Here is a 15,188-nt window from a genome sequence, read left to right on the forward strand (position 1 = left end):
TCACCGCCCGACCAGGAGATCGGGGCCTACTGCGAGTGGGCCACCAGGTGTTCACCGAGCAGCGCGTCCAGCCGCTCCGGCGCCTCGTCGGGGATCCAATGGCTGACCCCCTCGAGGACCTCGAACTTGTACGGGGCGTCGACGTACCGCGGCGTCAGGGCGGCACCGACCGGCCCGATCGCGGTGTCGCCGTCGCTCCACACGTGCAGGGTGGGCACCCGCACGCTGGCCGACGCCCGTCCCGGCGTCGTGAAGGCCATGCCGCGATACCAGTTCAGTCCGCCACGGGCCCTTGCCTTCTCGCGCATCGGAGCGGCGTCGCGGGTCGCGTCTTCGGGCGACATCCCGGTGGCGATCAGCTGCCGGCGGATCCCGCCGCGGGACAGGAGCAGCTCCGGGAGCACGGGGACCTGGAAGGCGAGCATGTACCAGGACTTGAGCACCTGACTACTGGTGAGCACCGCCCGAACGAAGGCGGCCGGGTGTGGCACGGACAGCGTCGTCAGGGTTCGTACCAGGTCGGGGCGGGCCGCCGCGGTACTCCATGCGGCCGCGGCTCCCCAGTCGTGACCGACCAGGTGCACCGGCCCCACCCCCGACTGCTCGATCAGGGCCACCACGTCCGCGGTCAGCTGGGAACTGCGGTAGGCCCAGCGAGATCGCGGCCGGGCACCGGGTGAGGCCCCGCGCAGGTCGGGCGCCAGGGTCCGGAAGCCGCGCCGGTGCAGCAGCGGCGCCAACCGATCCCAGGAGCGGGAGTCCTGGGGGAACCCGTGCAACAGCACGACCGGCGCCCCGTCGATCGGGCCGGCATCCCGGACGTCGAAGGTCAGGCCATCACGAGTGAAGGCGGCGATCCGCTCGCTCATGCCCGCGACGCTACCCGGACTTGCGTGCCGACACCACGAGCCTTCGCGCCCGCGGGCAGGAACTGCCCGATCTTCTCGACGCCGAAGCCGGGGGTGAACTCGCCGTCCCGGTAGACGAGCCTGCCGTTGATGACGGTGGCCACCGCCGCGGCGTCGCTGCGGTTCACCATTCGGCGCAGGCCCCCGTACTCGGGCACCGCCTCCTCGAACAGCCCGTCGACCGAGGCGTCCAGGCCCGCGGGATCGATCACCACGAGATCGGCGCGGTCGCCCTCGCGCAGGTGGCCCGCGTCGATGCCGTACCAGTCCGCGAGCTCGCCGGTGAGCCGGTGGATCGCACGCTCGATAGTGAGGAAGGGCTTGCGTGCGGACTGGGCGTCGTTGACTCGCTTGAGGAGTCGGATCGGGTAGTTGTAGAACGCCATGTTGCGCAGGTGCGCGCCCGCGTCGCCGAACCCCATCTGCACGCCAGGGCTGGCTGCCAGCTTGTCGGCGAACTTCGGCCGGTGGTTCGCGACCGTGGTCCGCCACCTCAGCGCCTTGCCGTACTCCACCACCAGGTCCAGGTACGCATCGACCGGGTGGACCCCCTCTCGTCGCCCACCCGGCCGAAGGTCTTGCCGATCAGGGTCTCGTCGGGGCACCCGACGATGACCGCGTCGTAGAAATTGCGGTGCCAGATGCGCGGCGAGAACTTGTTGTCATAGTCCTTGCGGAACCAGCGGCGGTACTCCTCGTCCTGGAGCAGCGCGTTACGTTCCACCTCGTTCTTGAGATGCAAGGCTGCGGCACCCGCGCCGAATTCCTCGAACACCACCAGGTCGATGCCGTCCGCGTACACGGTGAACGGCACAGGCAGGTGCTGCCAACGGAAGTTCGTCTTGGCGAAGCGATTCAGCAGCGGCGCCGCCGTCAGCATGAAGTACACGATCGCGGGGTAGGCCTTGGAGTCGGCACCGGAGAGCAGCGAGGTCTTGAGCGCCTTCTTCCGCCCGATCGCCGAGCTCTCGACGAAGAACGCGGCCACGTTGGGGTGCAGGTTGATCGTCGGTGCGCTCTGCAGGATCTTGCCGCGATCACGCAGGATCCGGTTGAGGAAGCGGAACTCGCGCCAGCGCGCGTACGTCGACGGCAGTGAGCGCGAACGGTATTCGTCGCCGTCGATCTTGTCGAGGGCGTTGGTCATCGACGACAGTCCGAGGAACCCGGCGTCGATGGCCTCGGTGAGCATCGAGCCCATCCGGTCGAGCTCGGCGGCGGTGGGCTTGGTCTTCTTGTCCGTGCCGCGGCCGAGACCGAGGACGTGGGTGCGGATGTCGGAGTGGCCGATGAAGCCGGCGACGTTCGGCCCGAGCGGCAGCGCGTTGAGCGCGTCGACGTACTCCGCGGGCCCGCGCCAGGTCTTGTGCTCCTCCAGGATCCGCAGCACCGACTCGCGCGGCACGGCCTCGACCCGGCTGAACAGGTCCGCGCACTCGCGCGGGGTGGAGTAGACGGTCGAGAGCGAGCAGTTGCCAAGCACCACGGTGGTGACGCCGTGCCGGACCGACTCCGGCAGCCCGGGGCTGACCAGCGCCTCCGCGTCGTAGTGGGTGTGCACGTCCACGAAGCCAGGCAGCACCCACTTGCCCGCCGCGTCGATGACCGCGGTGTCCGGCCCGACGGGGAGCGCGGCGGTGGAGACCGTCACGACGACGCCGTCCCGAATCCCGAGATTGCGCAGCTGACCGTCGGTCCCGGTGCCGTCGAACCACAGGCCGCCGTTGACCACGATGTCGAACTCGGGCATTGTCGCGCTCCTCACATCGAGTAAGTGTTACCCGAGGTTACATATCTCGTTGAGTAGAAGTCAATGGACCGGTTGAGCATTACTCAATAGAGTGCTGGGCATGGCCGCTGCCCCTCGCTCCCCCGCCGATCGGCGCGCCCAGATCCTCGAGATCGCGGTGCGGATGCTCGAGTCCGAGTCCTTCGACGACCTGTCGATGGACCGGGTGGCCGCGGAGGCAGGCGTGTCGTCGCCGCTGCTGTTCCACTACTTCAAGAACAAGCAGGGCTTCCGAAACGCGGTGCTCCAGGCCAGCGCCGAGGCCCTGCAGCAGCGGATGACGCCCGACCCGACCCTGCCGACATCCGCCCAGCTCCGCGCCGGCGTGGAGACCTTCGTCGACGCGGTGGTCGCGCACCCGACGAGCTACCTGGCCGTGATGCGGTTGGCGGGCAGCGGGGACGAGGGCATGCGACGGATCTATCGCGGGATGCGGCGCACCTTCACCGACTGGATCGTGCGCGCGCTGGCCGAACTCGGCCTGCCCGCCACTCCCGCCGTCGACGCGGCCGTGCAGGGCTGGCAGGCCTTCATGGAGGAGGTGGTCCTGTCCTGGCTGGACGAGCCGACCATGACCCGCGTCGAGGTGATCGAGCTGTGCGAGCGGGCCTTCTACCACCTGCTGCCCGCCGCAGGCCTCGACGTCGAGCAGATCGCCCGCGCGCTGGCCGCCAGGCAGCCGAATACCGCCTCGCCCTAACCGTTTGGGCCCGCGGCCGGGAACACCTCGGCCTCACCCAGCACCTCGATGGCCACCAGCGAGCCGACCGCGGGAGTGCGGGTGCCTGCCTGACGGACCCTGATGTGCGTCGGCGAGGAATTGAGGGTGATGTCGAGCAGCGCCTGCGAGCCGAGGAACTCGGTCGCCGTCACTGTCCCGACCTTGCGCCCGTCGGGCGCCGCACCCAGGTCCGAGGCCACGATCTGTTCCGGGCGTAGCAGCATCCGGCCCGGCCCCTCGAACGCGCTCGCCCGCACCGGGATACGGCCAAGCACGCAGTCCGCGACGCCGCCGGCCACAACGGCGGGGAGCAGGACGCACTCGCCGAGGAACTCGGCGGTGAAGATGTCCACCGGACGGTGATACACCTGCTCCGGCGGGCCGACCTGGGTGAACCGACCAGCCCGCATCACCGCGACCTGCCCGGCGAAGGAGAGGGCCTCCTCCTGGTCGTGGGTCACCAGGATCGTCGTCACCCCCGCCGCACCGAGCGTCTGCGCCACCGACTTCCTGGTCGAGGCACGCAGGCCGGCGTCCAGGGCGCTGAACGGCTCGTCGAGCAACATCACCTCGGGCTCGCGGGCGAGCGCGCGGGCCAGCGCGACCCGCTGCTGCTGTCCGCCGGACAGCTCGTGCGGCCGCCGCCGTGCATAGGACTCGTCGAGCGAGACCATCTCCAGCAGCTGCGCGACCCGCCTGCCGGACCGGGCCCGGTCCCGCAATCGCGCGCTCCGCAGGCCGAAGCCGATGTTCCCCGCGACGGTGAGATGCGGGAACAGCGCGCCGTCCTGGGCCACGTAGCCGACCCGCCGCCGGTACGCGGGCACCACCCGGCCGGGCCGCGCGACCAGGGCCCCTGCGATCGACACCGTCCCGGCGTCGGGGCTGTCGAACCCCGCCACGACCCGCAGCAGGGTGGTCTTCCCGCAGCCCGACGAGCCGACCACCGCGGTGGTGGTGCCGCGCTCGACCCGCAGGCTCACCGCGTCCAGGACCTCGGTCGGGCCGTAGGACTTCGACAGGGATTCGATCTCCACCTCGCTCACAGGCCGGCCGCCTTCTGGGACTGCCGCAGCAGCAGGTAGGTCATGGGCAACGCCAGCAGGATCATCGCCAGTGCGAAGGGCGCGGCGGCCGCGTAGTCGAGCTCGCTGGTCAGCGACCAGAATCGGGTGGAGAGCGTCCGGGTCCCGTTCGGCGCGAGCAGCAGCGTGGCGGTCAGTTCCGTCACGATCGCCATGAACACCAGCGCGGCGCCCGCCGCGGCCGCGGGCGCGGTCAGGCGCAGCGTCACCCGCACGAAGGTGCTCGCCTGCGAGCGTCCGAGCGCGGCCGACGCCTCCTCGAGCCCGACCGGAACCTGCGCCAGGCCCGAGCGCAGCGACACCAGGGCCCGCGGCAGGAACATCAGCACGTAGGCGGTGATCAGCACGATGACGGTCTGGTAGAGCGGGTTCGCGTAGCGGATGGTGACGGTGATCAGCGCCAGCGCGGTGACGATCCCCGGCAGCGAGCTCGTCACGTAGTTGCAGCCCTCCACCATCCTGCTGAACACCCCCGGTCGCCGCACCGCGATCCAGGCCACGGGGAACGCCAGCGCGGTGGTCACCGCGGCGCCGAGCAGCCCGAGGGCGAGGGTCTGCGCGAACGCGGGCCACAGTGTGCCCGTCCGCCAGACCTCCGTGCCGCCGATCCGCAGCCAGCGCGCGATGGTCCACAGCGGGACGCCGAGGGCCGCCACTGTCAGCGCCACGAGCCCGAGCGCGGCGGGAACCGAGCTCCACCGCAACCGGATCCGGTCCGGCCGATGGGGCGCACCCGAGCCCACCCGCGCGTACCGGGCGGAGCCCCTCGCCGCGGCCTCGGCGACGAGCAGGACGAGGCAGCACAGCACCAGCACGCTCGCGAGCATGCTGCCTGCGGCACCGTTGAAGGTGGACTGGAACTGCTCGTAGATCGCCGTGGTGAAGGTGTCGAAGCGGAGCAGCGCGAACGCCCCGTACTCGGCGAGCAGGTGCAGCCCGATCAGCAGTCCCCCGCCGAGGATCGGCAGCCGCAGCTGCGGTACGACGATCCGGAAGAAGACCCGGTACGGACCGGCCCCGAGCGCGCCCGCCGACTCCTCGATGCCCGGGTCGAGCCGACGCAGGGTCGCGGCGACGGGCAGCGCGACCAGCGGGAAGTAGGAGAGCGTGGCGACCAGCACGCCGGACCACAGCCCGTGCAGGGACGGGATCACGCTCACCCACGCGTAGCTGTTGACGAACGCGGGCACCGCGAGCGGCGCGGCCAGGATCGGGGCCCAGTACCGGTGCCCGACCACCGTGGTGCGCTCGACGATCCAGGCGGCGCCGACCCCGAGGACCATGCAGACGGGCACGGTGATGACCACGAGCGCGACGGTGTTGCGCAGCAGCTCCCCGACCCGGGGCCGGAAGATCAACGCGGATGCCGTTTCCCAGCCGGTGGCGATCGTGGTGGCGATGACGTACCCGAGCGGGATGAGGGTGCCCGCCACCAGCACCGCGACCATCACCGCGACGACCGGCGGCACCCGCCGTCGCTCCGAACGCCCGGATCGCGGGCGCGCGAGCGTGGGCGCGATCATCGCACTAGAGGAGGCCGGCCTCGGTCATCAGCTGGGTGACCTTCTGGCTGTTGAGTTTCGACGGATCGACGGTCGGCGCCTGCAGGTCCGCGAGCGGCACCAACGCCGGATTCGACGGGACGTTACTGCCGACCGCGTACTCGAACGAGTCGCCCTTCTGCAGGATCTCCTGGCCGGACTTGCCGGTCACGAACCTCAGGAACTGCTGCGCGGCAACGGCTTTGTTGCTCGACCCGAGCACGCCGCCGCCGGATACGCTGACGAACGCGCCCGGGTCCTCGTTCTTGAAGTAGTGCAGCGCGGTGTTGGCGCTGTTCTCGCCCGTCTTGGCCTGGTCGCCGAACCAGTAGTACTGGTAAATGATCCCGCCGGGCACCTCCCCCGCGTTGACGGCCTTCATCACGGCGCTGTTGCCCTTGTACGCGACGGCGTTCTCCTTCATGCCCGCCAGCCATGCCCGCGTCACGTCCTCCCCCTTGAGCTCGAGCAGTGCACTGACGATGGCCTGGAAGTCGGCGCCCGACGGCGAGGCGGCCCAGCGCCCCTTCCAGCTCGGGTCCTGAAGGTCGAGCAGCGACTTCGGCAGCTGGTCCTGCGGCAGCTTGTCCTTGTTGTAGACGAAGACCGTCGAGCGCGCCGCGATCCCCGTCCACTTCCCGGTGGACGGCCGATACTGCTGAGGCACCTGCGCGAGGGTGTCGGGATCGAGGTCGGTGAACAACCCCGCGTTCTCGACGAGTGCCATCGCGGGCGAGTTCTCGGTGAGGAACACATCGGCCGGGGACGCCCCGCCCTCGGCGACGATCTGATTGCCGAGCTCGGTGTCGCCGCCGTTGCGCAAGTTCACCGTGATCCCGGATTCGGCAGTGAATTCGTCGACCCATTCCTGGGTGAGCGATTCGTGCTGGGCGTTGTAGACGGTGATCTGCTCGGGCTCGTTCGCCGGGGTGTCCGAATCGTTCGCGCAGGCGGTGAGGCCGACCAGCGTCGATGCCAGAAACGTCGCGCCCGCGATCGTCTTCCATCCTGCTGCCATGACGGTGCCCTTCGGCCGCTGTGACCATCGGGGAATCCCCGATGAGGATTGCCTCAGCAACGTACACCCGTGGGTGTGTCCGCGGGCCGCGATCGACCCACCATCAAGATCAAAAAGTTGGGTTAGCCTACCCTTTTCAATGGCCGATTCTTAGTGTAGCCTTCGCTGAGGAAGCAGGGCTGGAGGATCTCGACATGTACGTCTGCGTTTGCGAAGCGGCCACCGAAGAACACGTGCAGCAATGCATCTCTGCGGGGGCTCGCACCGCCAAGCACGTCGCGCTGGGCTGCGGCGCGGGGCGCGGGCGCGGCTGCGGCATGTGCCGCGACCGGATCAAGTCGATGATCGAACAGCACTACGCCACCGTCGTCGAATGCGAGGCAGAACCGATCAGCGCCTAGTTGCGATTCGTGCACAAATACACCGAGTGAATTCACCCGGTGAGGGTTAGGCTGAACCTAGTGTCCAGCCCACCCCCACCGGAGGTGTCATGCGCGGCGACGATGAGGTCATTGCTCTTCTGAACGAGCAGTTGACCAGTGAACTCACAGCGATCAATCAGTACTTCCTGCACTCGAAGATGCAGGCCAACTGGGGTCTGACCAAGCTCGCGGAAAAGACGCGAGAGGAATCCTTCGAGGAGATGCAGCACGCGGAGCTGCTCACCGACCGGATCCTCATGCTCGAGGCCCTGCCCAACTATCAGCGACTGCTGCCGCTGCGCATCGGACAGACCATCCGGGAGCAGTTCGAATCCGACCTGTCAATCGAGATCGAGGTGGTTCAGCGCCTCCGCCCCGGCATCACGATGTGCCGCGAAAAGGGCGACCACACGAGTGCAGGCATCTTCGAGAAGATCCTCGCCGAGGAGGAGGACCACGTCGACTACCTCGAGACCCAGCTCGAGCTGATCGACAAGCTCGGCGAGCAGCTCTACCTCGCGCAGACCGTGGATCAGCCGCCGACTGCCGGCTGACCCCGCAGACACCCGAGCCCGGCAGGTGACCACCTGCCGGGCTCGTCGCTCTCACGCGGCGATCGGCGTACGCCCGGAGAACGCCGCGAGCCGATCGATCGGGGTGGCGTCCCCGGCCGGGGTGACCTCCTCGGCGAACGACGATCCCCGACCGCCGGGGACGAGAGCCTCGGCGAGACCGCGGACGTAGTCCACGAGCTCATCGGAGATGCGGAGGGACTGACCGCTCGCCTGGGCGAAGTCCCAGGCATGCAGCGTGAGTTCGATCGGCAGGATCCCGGCGGCGAACGATGCCGGAATCTGCGAGCCACCTGAGCCGGGCACGGTGCCGTCGAGGTCGACCGTGTGCCAGGCGTCGATGGCTCGGCCGGCGAGGGTCGAGACGCGGTTCTCCAGCGATCCCGATACGGGACCGGACTCGGGGCGCCGGCCATGGCGCCCAACTGGACCAGCGAGGCGAAGAGGTGCTCGGCGAGCTCGTGACAGGTGAACTCCGCACACGGCGTCGGCTTGGACCGATCCTCGGTGGTCAGATTGCGCAGGATCGGTTGCAGCACCGCCAGGGCCGCCTCCGCCGCCACCACGGGGGTGAGGTTCTCCGGCGCGTAGGCCCACTCGTCGGGCCCGGCATCGCCGGTGGCGGCCATACGCTCGAGACGCTCGAAGTAGTGATCCCACCCTTCGGCATGGGACTTCGCCTGCTCCGCATTGAGCCCCTCGTGGACCAGCGTCACCAGTGAACCGCCGTCGGTCGGCTCCACGGTCACGGTGACCGTGGACCCGTCGTACGGCAGATCGGCGTTGTCGCCCCAGCCCCAGCCGAACACGATCCGGCGACCCGGCTCGACCTCACGGAAGGTGCCCTCCGCGATGTGCCCCGGGGTGACCGTCCACCGGTAGGAGCCCCCGGCGCGCAGATCGACCACCGCCGAGACAGTCTGCCAACGGCGCAGCCGCTCCGGCTCGGTGAGCAAGGCGAACGCCTCATCAGGGCTGATCGGCAGGACTGCTGTCTTTGTGTACGTCATGACTCGCTCCTCATGGTGTGTGCGTCGGCGACCAGTTGGTCGAGTTCGTCGGTCCAGAACTTGTCGATCTCGGCCTGCAACTTGAGCAGCCCACTCGGCAGGACTCGGTAGATCCGCTGTCGGCCGACCTTCTCGGCCTCGACCAGCCCGGCGTCGGCCAGCACCAGGAGGTGCTGGGAGATCGCTGACCGGGTCACCGGGAACTCGGCAGCGACCTCGCTGACGGTCCTCGGTCGCCCCGCCAGCAACTGCAGGATGCGTCGCCGGTTCGGCTCGGCAGCAGCAGTCAGCGGGTCAGTCACAAGAAATACGTTAGCAGCGACTAACGCATCTGTCGATGCCGTCTCGGCCGCCGCGAAGGGGATGCCCCACTCGCCGCACAGCTGGTGCTCTCACGTGTCGGGGCCGACCAGTGATGGCCGGCCCCGACGGTCGAGCGAAGGCGGGAATCGAATCCCGGCCGTGTCACCAAGCGATGTTGATCGGGCCGGGATCCCACGCGCCAGAGCGCCGCACGGTCACGGTGTCCAGTTGTGCCGGTTCGGCATTCGGGTCGATGCGTGTGTACTGCTCGAGACTCCCCCAGTCCCCATCGCGGTCCCAGTCCCCGTCGAGATAGGTCGGGAGGGTGCGGCCGGTGACCACCAGGTCGATCCAGCCGAGGGGGCCCCCGCCGAAGTGGTCCTGCCACAGGCTCGTCATCACCGCGGCAGGGCGGTCCGGCAGGATGCGGTACTCCGGGATCTCGGCGACGCCGAGGCGGTGGTTGAACGGCCGCTGGCACGGGAACTGCAGCGCCACCGACCAGTCGATCATCGTGGGTGTGTCGGCGCCGATCAGATCGTTGAGGGTCCGGGTCTGCGGGACCCTCGGCGGCGTGACGGCGACCCACTGGTCGGGGTCGGTGTCGCCGTCGTCGACGACGATCCGGACGGCGTTCGCCTCCGCGGGAATTTGGTCGAGCGGCACCCTGAGGTTCCGCCACGAGGGGGCGGGTCCGATGTCGATGGTCGGGGCGCTGCCCAGCTTCTGGACGGTTCCGTCCCCGCCGCGGACACCGTAGTCGAGTTCGACGCGGGCCCGGGGGTGGCGATGCCGTCGCTGTTCACCGAGTGCACCCGGCCCGCGACGGACATCGAGACGAGGTCACCCTCGGCGGGCAGCGCGTACCAGTCCGAGATCAGCGACGCGGGTCCGCTTGCCCCGAAGGAACCGAGCACGGGCGTGGTCGAGGGATCGAGGCCGAACGGCAGAGCGACGCTGCTGCCGTTGATGCCGGAGGCACCCTGGCCACCGGCGGTGCCTGCCGCGTTGCTGGACTTGGCGTCCTCGTTGTCGAGGGAGGTCGCCATGCCCTCGGAGGCGGCCTTCTCGTCGGAGGTCAGGTCGGCGGCCACCCCGTTCGGGGTGAATCCGGCGCTCTGCGCGGCGAGCGCGTTCGCCGGTGTGGTGGTGAGCGGTTGCAGCATGGAGGCGTTGGTGTCGGTCTCGACGAGCACGTCCTCGGCCAGGCCACAGGAATGTCCGGCGAGGGCCCCGACGTTCGACTTCGCCAGCGAGAACGACGGGTATTGGGCGATCGCGCCCTTGGTCATCGAGAGCACGAAGAACACGACGATCGCCCCGGCCGCGACCGTCAGCGGCGGAATCGACCAGAGTCGGCCCGGCCGGGCGGCCGGATCTTCGTGGGGTTCCCGGAGAAAGCACCACGCGGCGACGAGCAGCATCACCGCAGTGAGACCGAGCAGGATGGTGCCTGCGCCGAACCCGGCGATCATCACCGGCTTGTCCCACCACGGCACGCCCCAGGCCGACACGTACCACCAGCTGTTGCTGCTGGTGAACGCGAGCGCGAGCACGAACAGCACGGCGGCGGCGAACAGTGCCCGGTTGCGCCGCGACCGGAGCACCAGCGGGCCGACTGCGACGGCGGTCAGCACGGCGAGCGAACCGGCCAGGCCGGCATAGATCCCGAAATGGTGCGTCCACTTCGTGGGCGTGAACATCATCAGCACCATCGCGGCGATCGTGATGCCGATGATCCGACGCGACGGCCCCGCTGCGGTTCCTGGGATCCGGCCCCCACGGCGCAGCATCACCACCACGCTCGCGACGATCGAGAGCACCATCACGAACACCCCGAAACGACGGGCCAGGGACCCGTCGGCGTTGATCATGAACAGCCAGTCGTAGCGCTTGTACTCCTCGAACCACGCGTTCGTCGGCGGAATCGTGTGCACGCGCTGCATCTCGACGAAGGCGGCAAAGGTCTGGTCCGCGAACACCGCGACCAGGATGACCAGGCCCGCCGCGACGATCGGGCCGAGAACCGCAAGGTAGCCGACGGCCTTGGCGCGCGCGGCGACGATCGCCAGCACCGGACGGGCGCCTGCGATCAGCGCACCGAAGCAGATGATCCCGGATGGCCCGACGGTCACCGTGAGCGCGCCGATCAGCACGGCGACGGCGGCGGGCAGCAGGCGCCTGGTCGCGATGGCACGTTCGACCGAGCACCACGTCAGCAGCACACCGGTGGCGACGATCGGCTCGGGCCGCAGGCCGTTGTTGTAGGGCAGCCAGAACGCCAGGAACACCAGCCCGCCGGTCCACAACGCCACCCGGTTGTTGCGGACCGCGGCGCCGAGGCGCGGGGCCACCTCGCGGCTGATCACCAGCCAGCACACGATCCCCGCGACCAGTGCGGGGAGCCGGACCCATGGGCTGGCCGTGGACACCTTCGTCATCAGGGCGAGCAGGTCGTAGTACGGGGTGCCGAACGGCGTCTCCGGGACACCGAACCAGCGGAAGTAGTTCGCCATGTACCCCGACTCGAGCGACGTCCTGGCCATCGTGAACTGGTAGCCGTCGTCCGAGGTTGTGGCGCCGATGAAGTGCCACAGCAGCAGCGTTCCGATCACCACCGCGTCGATAGGGCGGAACCTCCACCAGCGCGCGGGCAGGAACCGACGGGCCCGGCGACCGTCGAGGCCGTCGATACGGTGCAGGCCGACGAGGGCGACGGCGGTCGCGAGCGCCGCGACGATCATCGCGACGAGCTTCATCGCCGAGGGCGTCGACGTGAACCGGGTGTCGAGGTCCGCGCGCACGGCCAGGCCCTCGGGAACGGCGCCCCTGAGGTCACTGAACACGCCCACCATCTGCGGCCGGAAGTCGCCCGCGAGGGTGATCGGGTCCTCGCTCTCGACCGTGGCGGTGGTCCGCTCCGCGTTCGAGGTGACGGTGACCGAACGCCCGTCGAGTTCGTCGACCGGGATCGACAGCAGGGTGTGGTCGCGCTGGACGATCTCGAACTGTGCGGGCCCGCCGTCTGCACCGGGGCTGACCCGGGCGACAACGCCGTACCGGGCCGCGTCCGCCGCGCCGACCGGGGCGGTCGAGACCACGACTCCCCCTGTGTCGGACAGCTGCGCCGCCGCAGTGGCGGGGATGGTCGCGTCGAATTCGAGGGGCGCGTACGACACCAGCGAAGCGTCGACGCTGGTGATCGAATCCGTCTGCGGCCAGGAAAGACTCGCGCTCTCCTGTTGCACCGGGAGGAACGGCACCGACAGCGCGGCCAGGATCGCGAGAACGGACGACACCACCGCAGCGAGGCGTACCCGACCGGCCTCCACGCGGGCCACCCCTTCCGGGTCCGGTCGGCTGGGCTGCGGTCGTTCGTCTACTGCGCTAACGGTCACGCCGATCGATGCTAGACGGCAATCCCCCAGAACGTTCCAGATGGTTTCTTTCTGTCGCCACTCGACGTGGCCGGCCCCCTCGACCGAGGCCACCGCGCAGACGAATCGGGGCCGGCCCCTGCTGGCCGGCCCCGACATTTGAGCGAGTGACGGGAATCGAACCCGTGTTGACGGCTTTGCAGGCCGGTGCCTAACCACTCAGCCACACCCGCATCGATAGGACACTCTGCCGACGCGCAGGCGATCCGACCAGGGTTCGGCTCAGCGTGATTCTTAGTCCGCCGGGCTCGGCCGCCGCAGCGCCGACAGCGCACTGAACCCGGCGGCCAGCAGGGCGAACGCCACCGAGCACACCGCGAAGGCGGTGCCGCCGAGCGTCGTGAGGCCCAGCACGGTGGTGCCCGCACCCGTGCCGATGTAGAGCACCGAGTTGTTCCAGGACACCGCGGGCGCACGACGCTCGGCCATCACGGTGGTCAGGTACACCTGTGCGGTGCTGAAGAACGCAGTGCCGCAGAAGAACGCGAGCACGAACCCGGCAACGCACACCTGCCAGGTCTCCGCGGTCGCCGCGACCCCCAGCGCCACCGCCAGCACCAGGCCCCACCCGACGCTCAGTTCCGAGACGTGCCTGCCCGCCGAACTCCACCGGTCGATCAGCGGTCCGGAAACCATCGAGCCGATCAGCGAACCGATCCCGACCACCATGCCCACCAGTCCGAGCACCCCGGTCTCGAAACCGAACTTCGTAGCGAACAGCGCTCCCGCGTATGCGTAGGTGCCGAGGCGAGCGGCCTGCACAAAGAAGTTGCCGGCCATGATGGTCCGGAACACCCCGACCTTCCACAGCCCGAACGAGGACCTCAGCGCAGACAGCGGCCGACCGGACGATGCGGTTGCCCGCACCGATTCGCGCAGCCGCAATGCGATCAGTGTGCCCGCCGCCACCAGTCCGAGCGCGACCGCCGCAAAGGCGAACCGCCAGCTCGACCCGGCCGCGGCAAACGTCGCCAAAGGAACCCCGACGATCTGACCGCCCGCATAGGCGGCCGACCCCCTGGCGATCGCGCGGCCACGTTCGTGCGGCGCCGCGGTCTCCGCCAGATAGGCCCACATCGCCGGACCCACGAGGGCTCCGCCGATACCGCCGATCGCGCGGGCCGCGAGCAACCAGCCGAGTCCCGGCGCCAGCGCGCACAACAACTCACCGGTCGCGAAAACCGCGATCCCGGACAGGATCACCCGTCGACGCGGCAGGTGTTCGGTGAGCGCCCCGACCAGGGGGCTGGCGATCGCATAGGACAGACCGAACACCGTGACCACCCAGGCGGTGGCGGCGATGCTGGTGCCGAAGTCCCCGGAGATGGTCGGCAGCAGCGGGGACGCCAGGAACAGCTCTGCGCCCATCAGGAAGAACACCGCCTGGATCAGGGCGTGCTGGCGCCAGGGTGTGTGCGGCTGCGTCAAGACTCTCTCCTTCGCCGCCGACGCTACCGCGACGGCTCGGCCGCCCCCGCGATCGACTCCCGCTGACAGGGAAGCGGCGGTGCCCGGCCGCGCCCTGGCTCCTACGGTTCGGTCATGACTGCATTCGACTTGCGGGACCTGGCGGGCACCACCGCGGTCGTCACGGGGGCGGCCTCCGGAATCGGCGAGGCGATCGCCCGCCGGGCCGCCGGGCTCGGAATGCGCGTGGTACTGGCCGACTTCGACGGCGCCCGGCTCGACGAGGTGGCGCGCGAGATCGCCGCCACAGGAGCCGAGGCACTCGCCGTGCGCTGCGACGTGACCGACCCCGATGACCTCGAACGGCTGGCCGCGGCAACCGCGGACCGGTTCGGGTCGGTGCGCCTGCTGGTCAACAACGCGGGCATCGACAGCACCGGACGGCTGTGGGAGCTCGACCCGGAGCGCTTCGACCGCGTCCTCGGCGTCAACGTCACCGGCGTCTTCCACGGGATCCGCGCCTTCGTCCCGCGGATGCTCGCGGCAGGCGGGCCCGCGCACATCGTCAACACCGCCTCGATCGGGGCCGTCACCACCGTCCCCACCCAGGCCGCCTACTGCGCCAGCAAGCACGCGACCCTGGCCATGACGGAGTGCCTGGCAATCGAACTCGCCGCCGAGCGGGCGCCGATCACCGTCGCGGCGCTCCTGCCCGGCCCGGTGCACACCGCGATCTACGAGTCCGCCGGGTCGGACGGTCCGGCCGGCGCCGCCACCCGGGACCGGATGGAGGCATTCCTCCGCGAGAACGGGGTGACCCCAGAGCAGGCCGCGGACACGATGTTCGAGGGTCTGGCCGCGGGGCGGTTCTGGATCTACACCCATCCCGAACGCGCCGACGACCTGTTGCGGCTGAGGGCCGACCGCCTGACTGGCCACCTGGCGCCGACCGCGCCCTGAGATACCTGCTGGTGG

Annotated in this window: 11 protein-coding genes, 1 tRNA gene and 2 pseudogenes; 4 read left to right on the top strand and 10 right to left on the bottom strand. The window is 69.6% G+C overall.

Going from position 1 to position 15,188, the window contains the following annotated elements; translation table 11 throughout:
- Positions 1-26: 26 nt before the first annotated feature.
- Both BTZ20_RS17740 and BTZ20_RS17745 read right to left on the bottom strand, forming a co-directional pair.
- Positions 27-869, bottom strand: a complete 843-nt coding sequence (locus BTZ20_RS17740) for an alpha/beta fold hydrolase (protein WP_077042264.1) — start codon at positions 867-869, stop codon at positions 27-29.
- Positions 866-2,658: pseudogene (locus BTZ20_RS17745) on the bottom strand (N-acyl-D-amino-acid deacylase family protein). The gene BTZ20_RS17740 and the pseudogene BTZ20_RS17745 overlap by 4 nt, the downstream one beginning before the upstream one ends.
- Before the next feature lie 100 nt (positions 2,659-2,758).
- On the opposite strand from BTZ20_RS17745, the gene BTZ20_RS17750 reads away from it, so the two are divergent.
- Entirely contained in the window at positions 2,759-3,397 is a 639-nt protein-coding gene (locus tag BTZ20_RS17750; RefSeq protein WP_077042265.1) for a TetR/AcrR family transcriptional regulator, read from the top strand.
- Here the strand turns inward: BTZ20_RS17750 and BTZ20_RS17755 are convergent.
- The 3 genes from BTZ20_RS17755 to BTZ20_RS17765 are packed head-to-tail and all read right to left on the bottom strand — an operon-like array spanning position 3,394 to position 7,062.
- Positions 3,394-4,464: an ABC transporter ATP-binding protein gene (locus tag BTZ20_RS17755; RefSeq protein WP_077042266.1), complete on the bottom strand. Its 1,071-nt coding sequence runs from the start codon at positions 4,462-4,464 to the stop codon at positions 3,394-3,396. The two genes, BTZ20_RS17750 and BTZ20_RS17755, sit on opposite strands and share 4 nt — an antisense overlap.
- The gene (locus tag BTZ20_RS17760) at positions 4,461-6,026 is read right to left on the bottom strand and encodes an ABC transporter permease (RefSeq protein ID WP_077042267.1); all 1,566 of its coding nucleotides are present in this window, start codon (positions 6,024-6,026) and stop codon (positions 4,461-4,463) included. The genes BTZ20_RS17755 and BTZ20_RS17760 overlap by 4 nt, the downstream gene beginning before the upstream one ends.
- 4 nt (positions 6,027-6,030) lie before the next feature.
- Positions 6,031-7,062: an iron ABC transporter substrate-binding protein gene (locus BTZ20_RS17765; protein ID WP_077042268.1), complete on the bottom strand. Its 1,032-nt coding sequence runs from the start codon at positions 7,060-7,062 to the stop codon at positions 6,031-6,033.
- 194 nt (positions 7,063-7,256) lie between these two features.
- On the opposite strand from BTZ20_RS17765, the gene BTZ20_RS17770 reads away from it, so the two are divergent.
- Both BTZ20_RS17770 and bfr read left to right on the top strand, forming a co-directional pair.
- The gene (locus tag BTZ20_RS17770) at positions 7,257-7,463 is read left to right on the top strand and encodes a (2Fe-2S)-binding protein (protein ID WP_027502064.1); all 207 of its coding nucleotides are present in this window, start codon (positions 7,257-7,259) and stop codon (positions 7,461-7,463) included.
- Between the two features lie 89 nt (positions 7,464-7,552).
- Positions 7,553-8,038, top strand: coding sequence for a bacterioferritin (bfr, locus tag BTZ20_RS17775; protein ID WP_077042269.1), 486 nt, complete (start codon positions 7,553-7,555; stop codon positions 8,036-8,038).
- Here the strand turns inward: bfr and BTZ20_RS17780 are convergent.
- The 5 genes and pseudogenes from BTZ20_RS17780 to BTZ20_RS17800 form a co-directional block, all read right to left on the bottom strand.
- Positions 8,017-9,066 carry an SRPBCC family protein gene (locus BTZ20_RS17780; RefSeq protein ID WP_223263388.1) on the bottom strand — a complete coding sequence of 350 codons (1,050 nt, stop codon included), beginning with the start codon at positions 9,064-9,066 and terminating at the stop codon, positions 8,017-8,019. The genes bfr and BTZ20_RS17780 overlap by 22 nt on opposite strands.
- Positions 9,063-9,368, bottom strand: a complete 306-nt coding sequence (locus tag BTZ20_RS17785) for an ArsR/SmtB family transcription factor (RefSeq protein ID WP_077042270.1) — start codon at positions 9,366-9,368, stop codon at positions 9,063-9,065. Before BTZ20_RS17785 ends, BTZ20_RS17780 begins: the two co-directional genes overlap by 4 nt.
- 163 nt (positions 9,369-9,531) lie before the next feature.
- Positions 9,532-12,767: pseudogene (locus BTZ20_RS17790) on the bottom strand (arabinosyltransferase domain-containing protein).
- Between the two features lie 141 nt (positions 12,768-12,908).
- Positions 12,909-12,979, bottom strand: a tRNA-Cys gene (locus tag BTZ20_RS17795).
- A 61-nt stretch (positions 12,980-13,040) separates the two neighbouring features.
- Positions 13,041-14,234, bottom strand: a complete 1,194-nt coding sequence (locus BTZ20_RS17800; RefSeq protein ID WP_077042271.1) for an MFS transporter — start codon at positions 14,232-14,234, stop codon at positions 13,041-13,043.
- Positions 14,235-14,348: 114 nt separating this feature from the next.
- Between BTZ20_RS17800 and BTZ20_RS17805 the strand changes: the two genes are divergently transcribed.
- Entirely contained in the window at positions 14,349-15,173 is an 825-nt protein-coding gene (locus BTZ20_RS17805) for an SDR family NAD(P)-dependent oxidoreductase (protein ID WP_077042272.1), read from the top strand.
- Positions 15,174-15,188: the final 15 nt, after the last annotated feature.

The organism is Rhodococcus sp. MTM3W5.2, from assembly GCF_001984015.1.
GTDB classification, from domain to species: Bacteria; Actinomycetota; Actinomycetes; order Mycobacteriales; family Mycobacteriaceae; genus Rhodococcus_G; species Rhodococcus_G oryzae.

Bases quoted from the DNA above. Each gene is read 5' to 3' on its own strand.
- bfr (WP_077042269.1), top strand. From the start codon at position 7,553: ATGCGCGGCGACGATGAGGTCATTGCTCTTCTGAACGAGCAGTTGACC.
- BTZ20_RS17805 (WP_077042272.1), top strand. From the start codon at position 14,349: ATGACTGCATTCGACTTGCGGGACCTGGCGGGCACCACCGCGGTCGTC.
- BTZ20_RS17760 (WP_077042267.1), bottom strand. From the start codon at position 6,026: ATGATCGCGCCCACGCTCGCGCGCCCGCGATCCGGGCGTTCGGAGCGA.
- BTZ20_RS17780 (WP_223263388.1), bottom strand. From the start codon at position 9,066: ATGACGTACACAAAGACAGCAGTCCTGCCGATCAGCCCTGATGAGGCG.
- BTZ20_RS17750 (WP_077042265.1), top strand. From the start codon at position 2,759: ATGGCCGCTGCCCCTCGCTCCCCCGCCGATCGGCGCGCCCAGATCCTC.
- BTZ20_RS17740 (WP_077042264.1), bottom strand. From the start codon at position 869: ATGAGCGAGCGGATCGCCGCCTTCACTCGTGATGGCCTGACCTTCGAC.
- BTZ20_RS17765 (WP_077042268.1), bottom strand. From the start codon at position 7,062: ATGGCAGCAGGATGGAAGACGATCGCGGGCGCGACGTTTCTGGCATCG.
- BTZ20_RS17770 (WP_027502064.1), top strand. From the start codon at position 7,257: ATGTACGTCTGCGTTTGCGAAGCGGCCACCGAAGAACACGTGCAGCAA.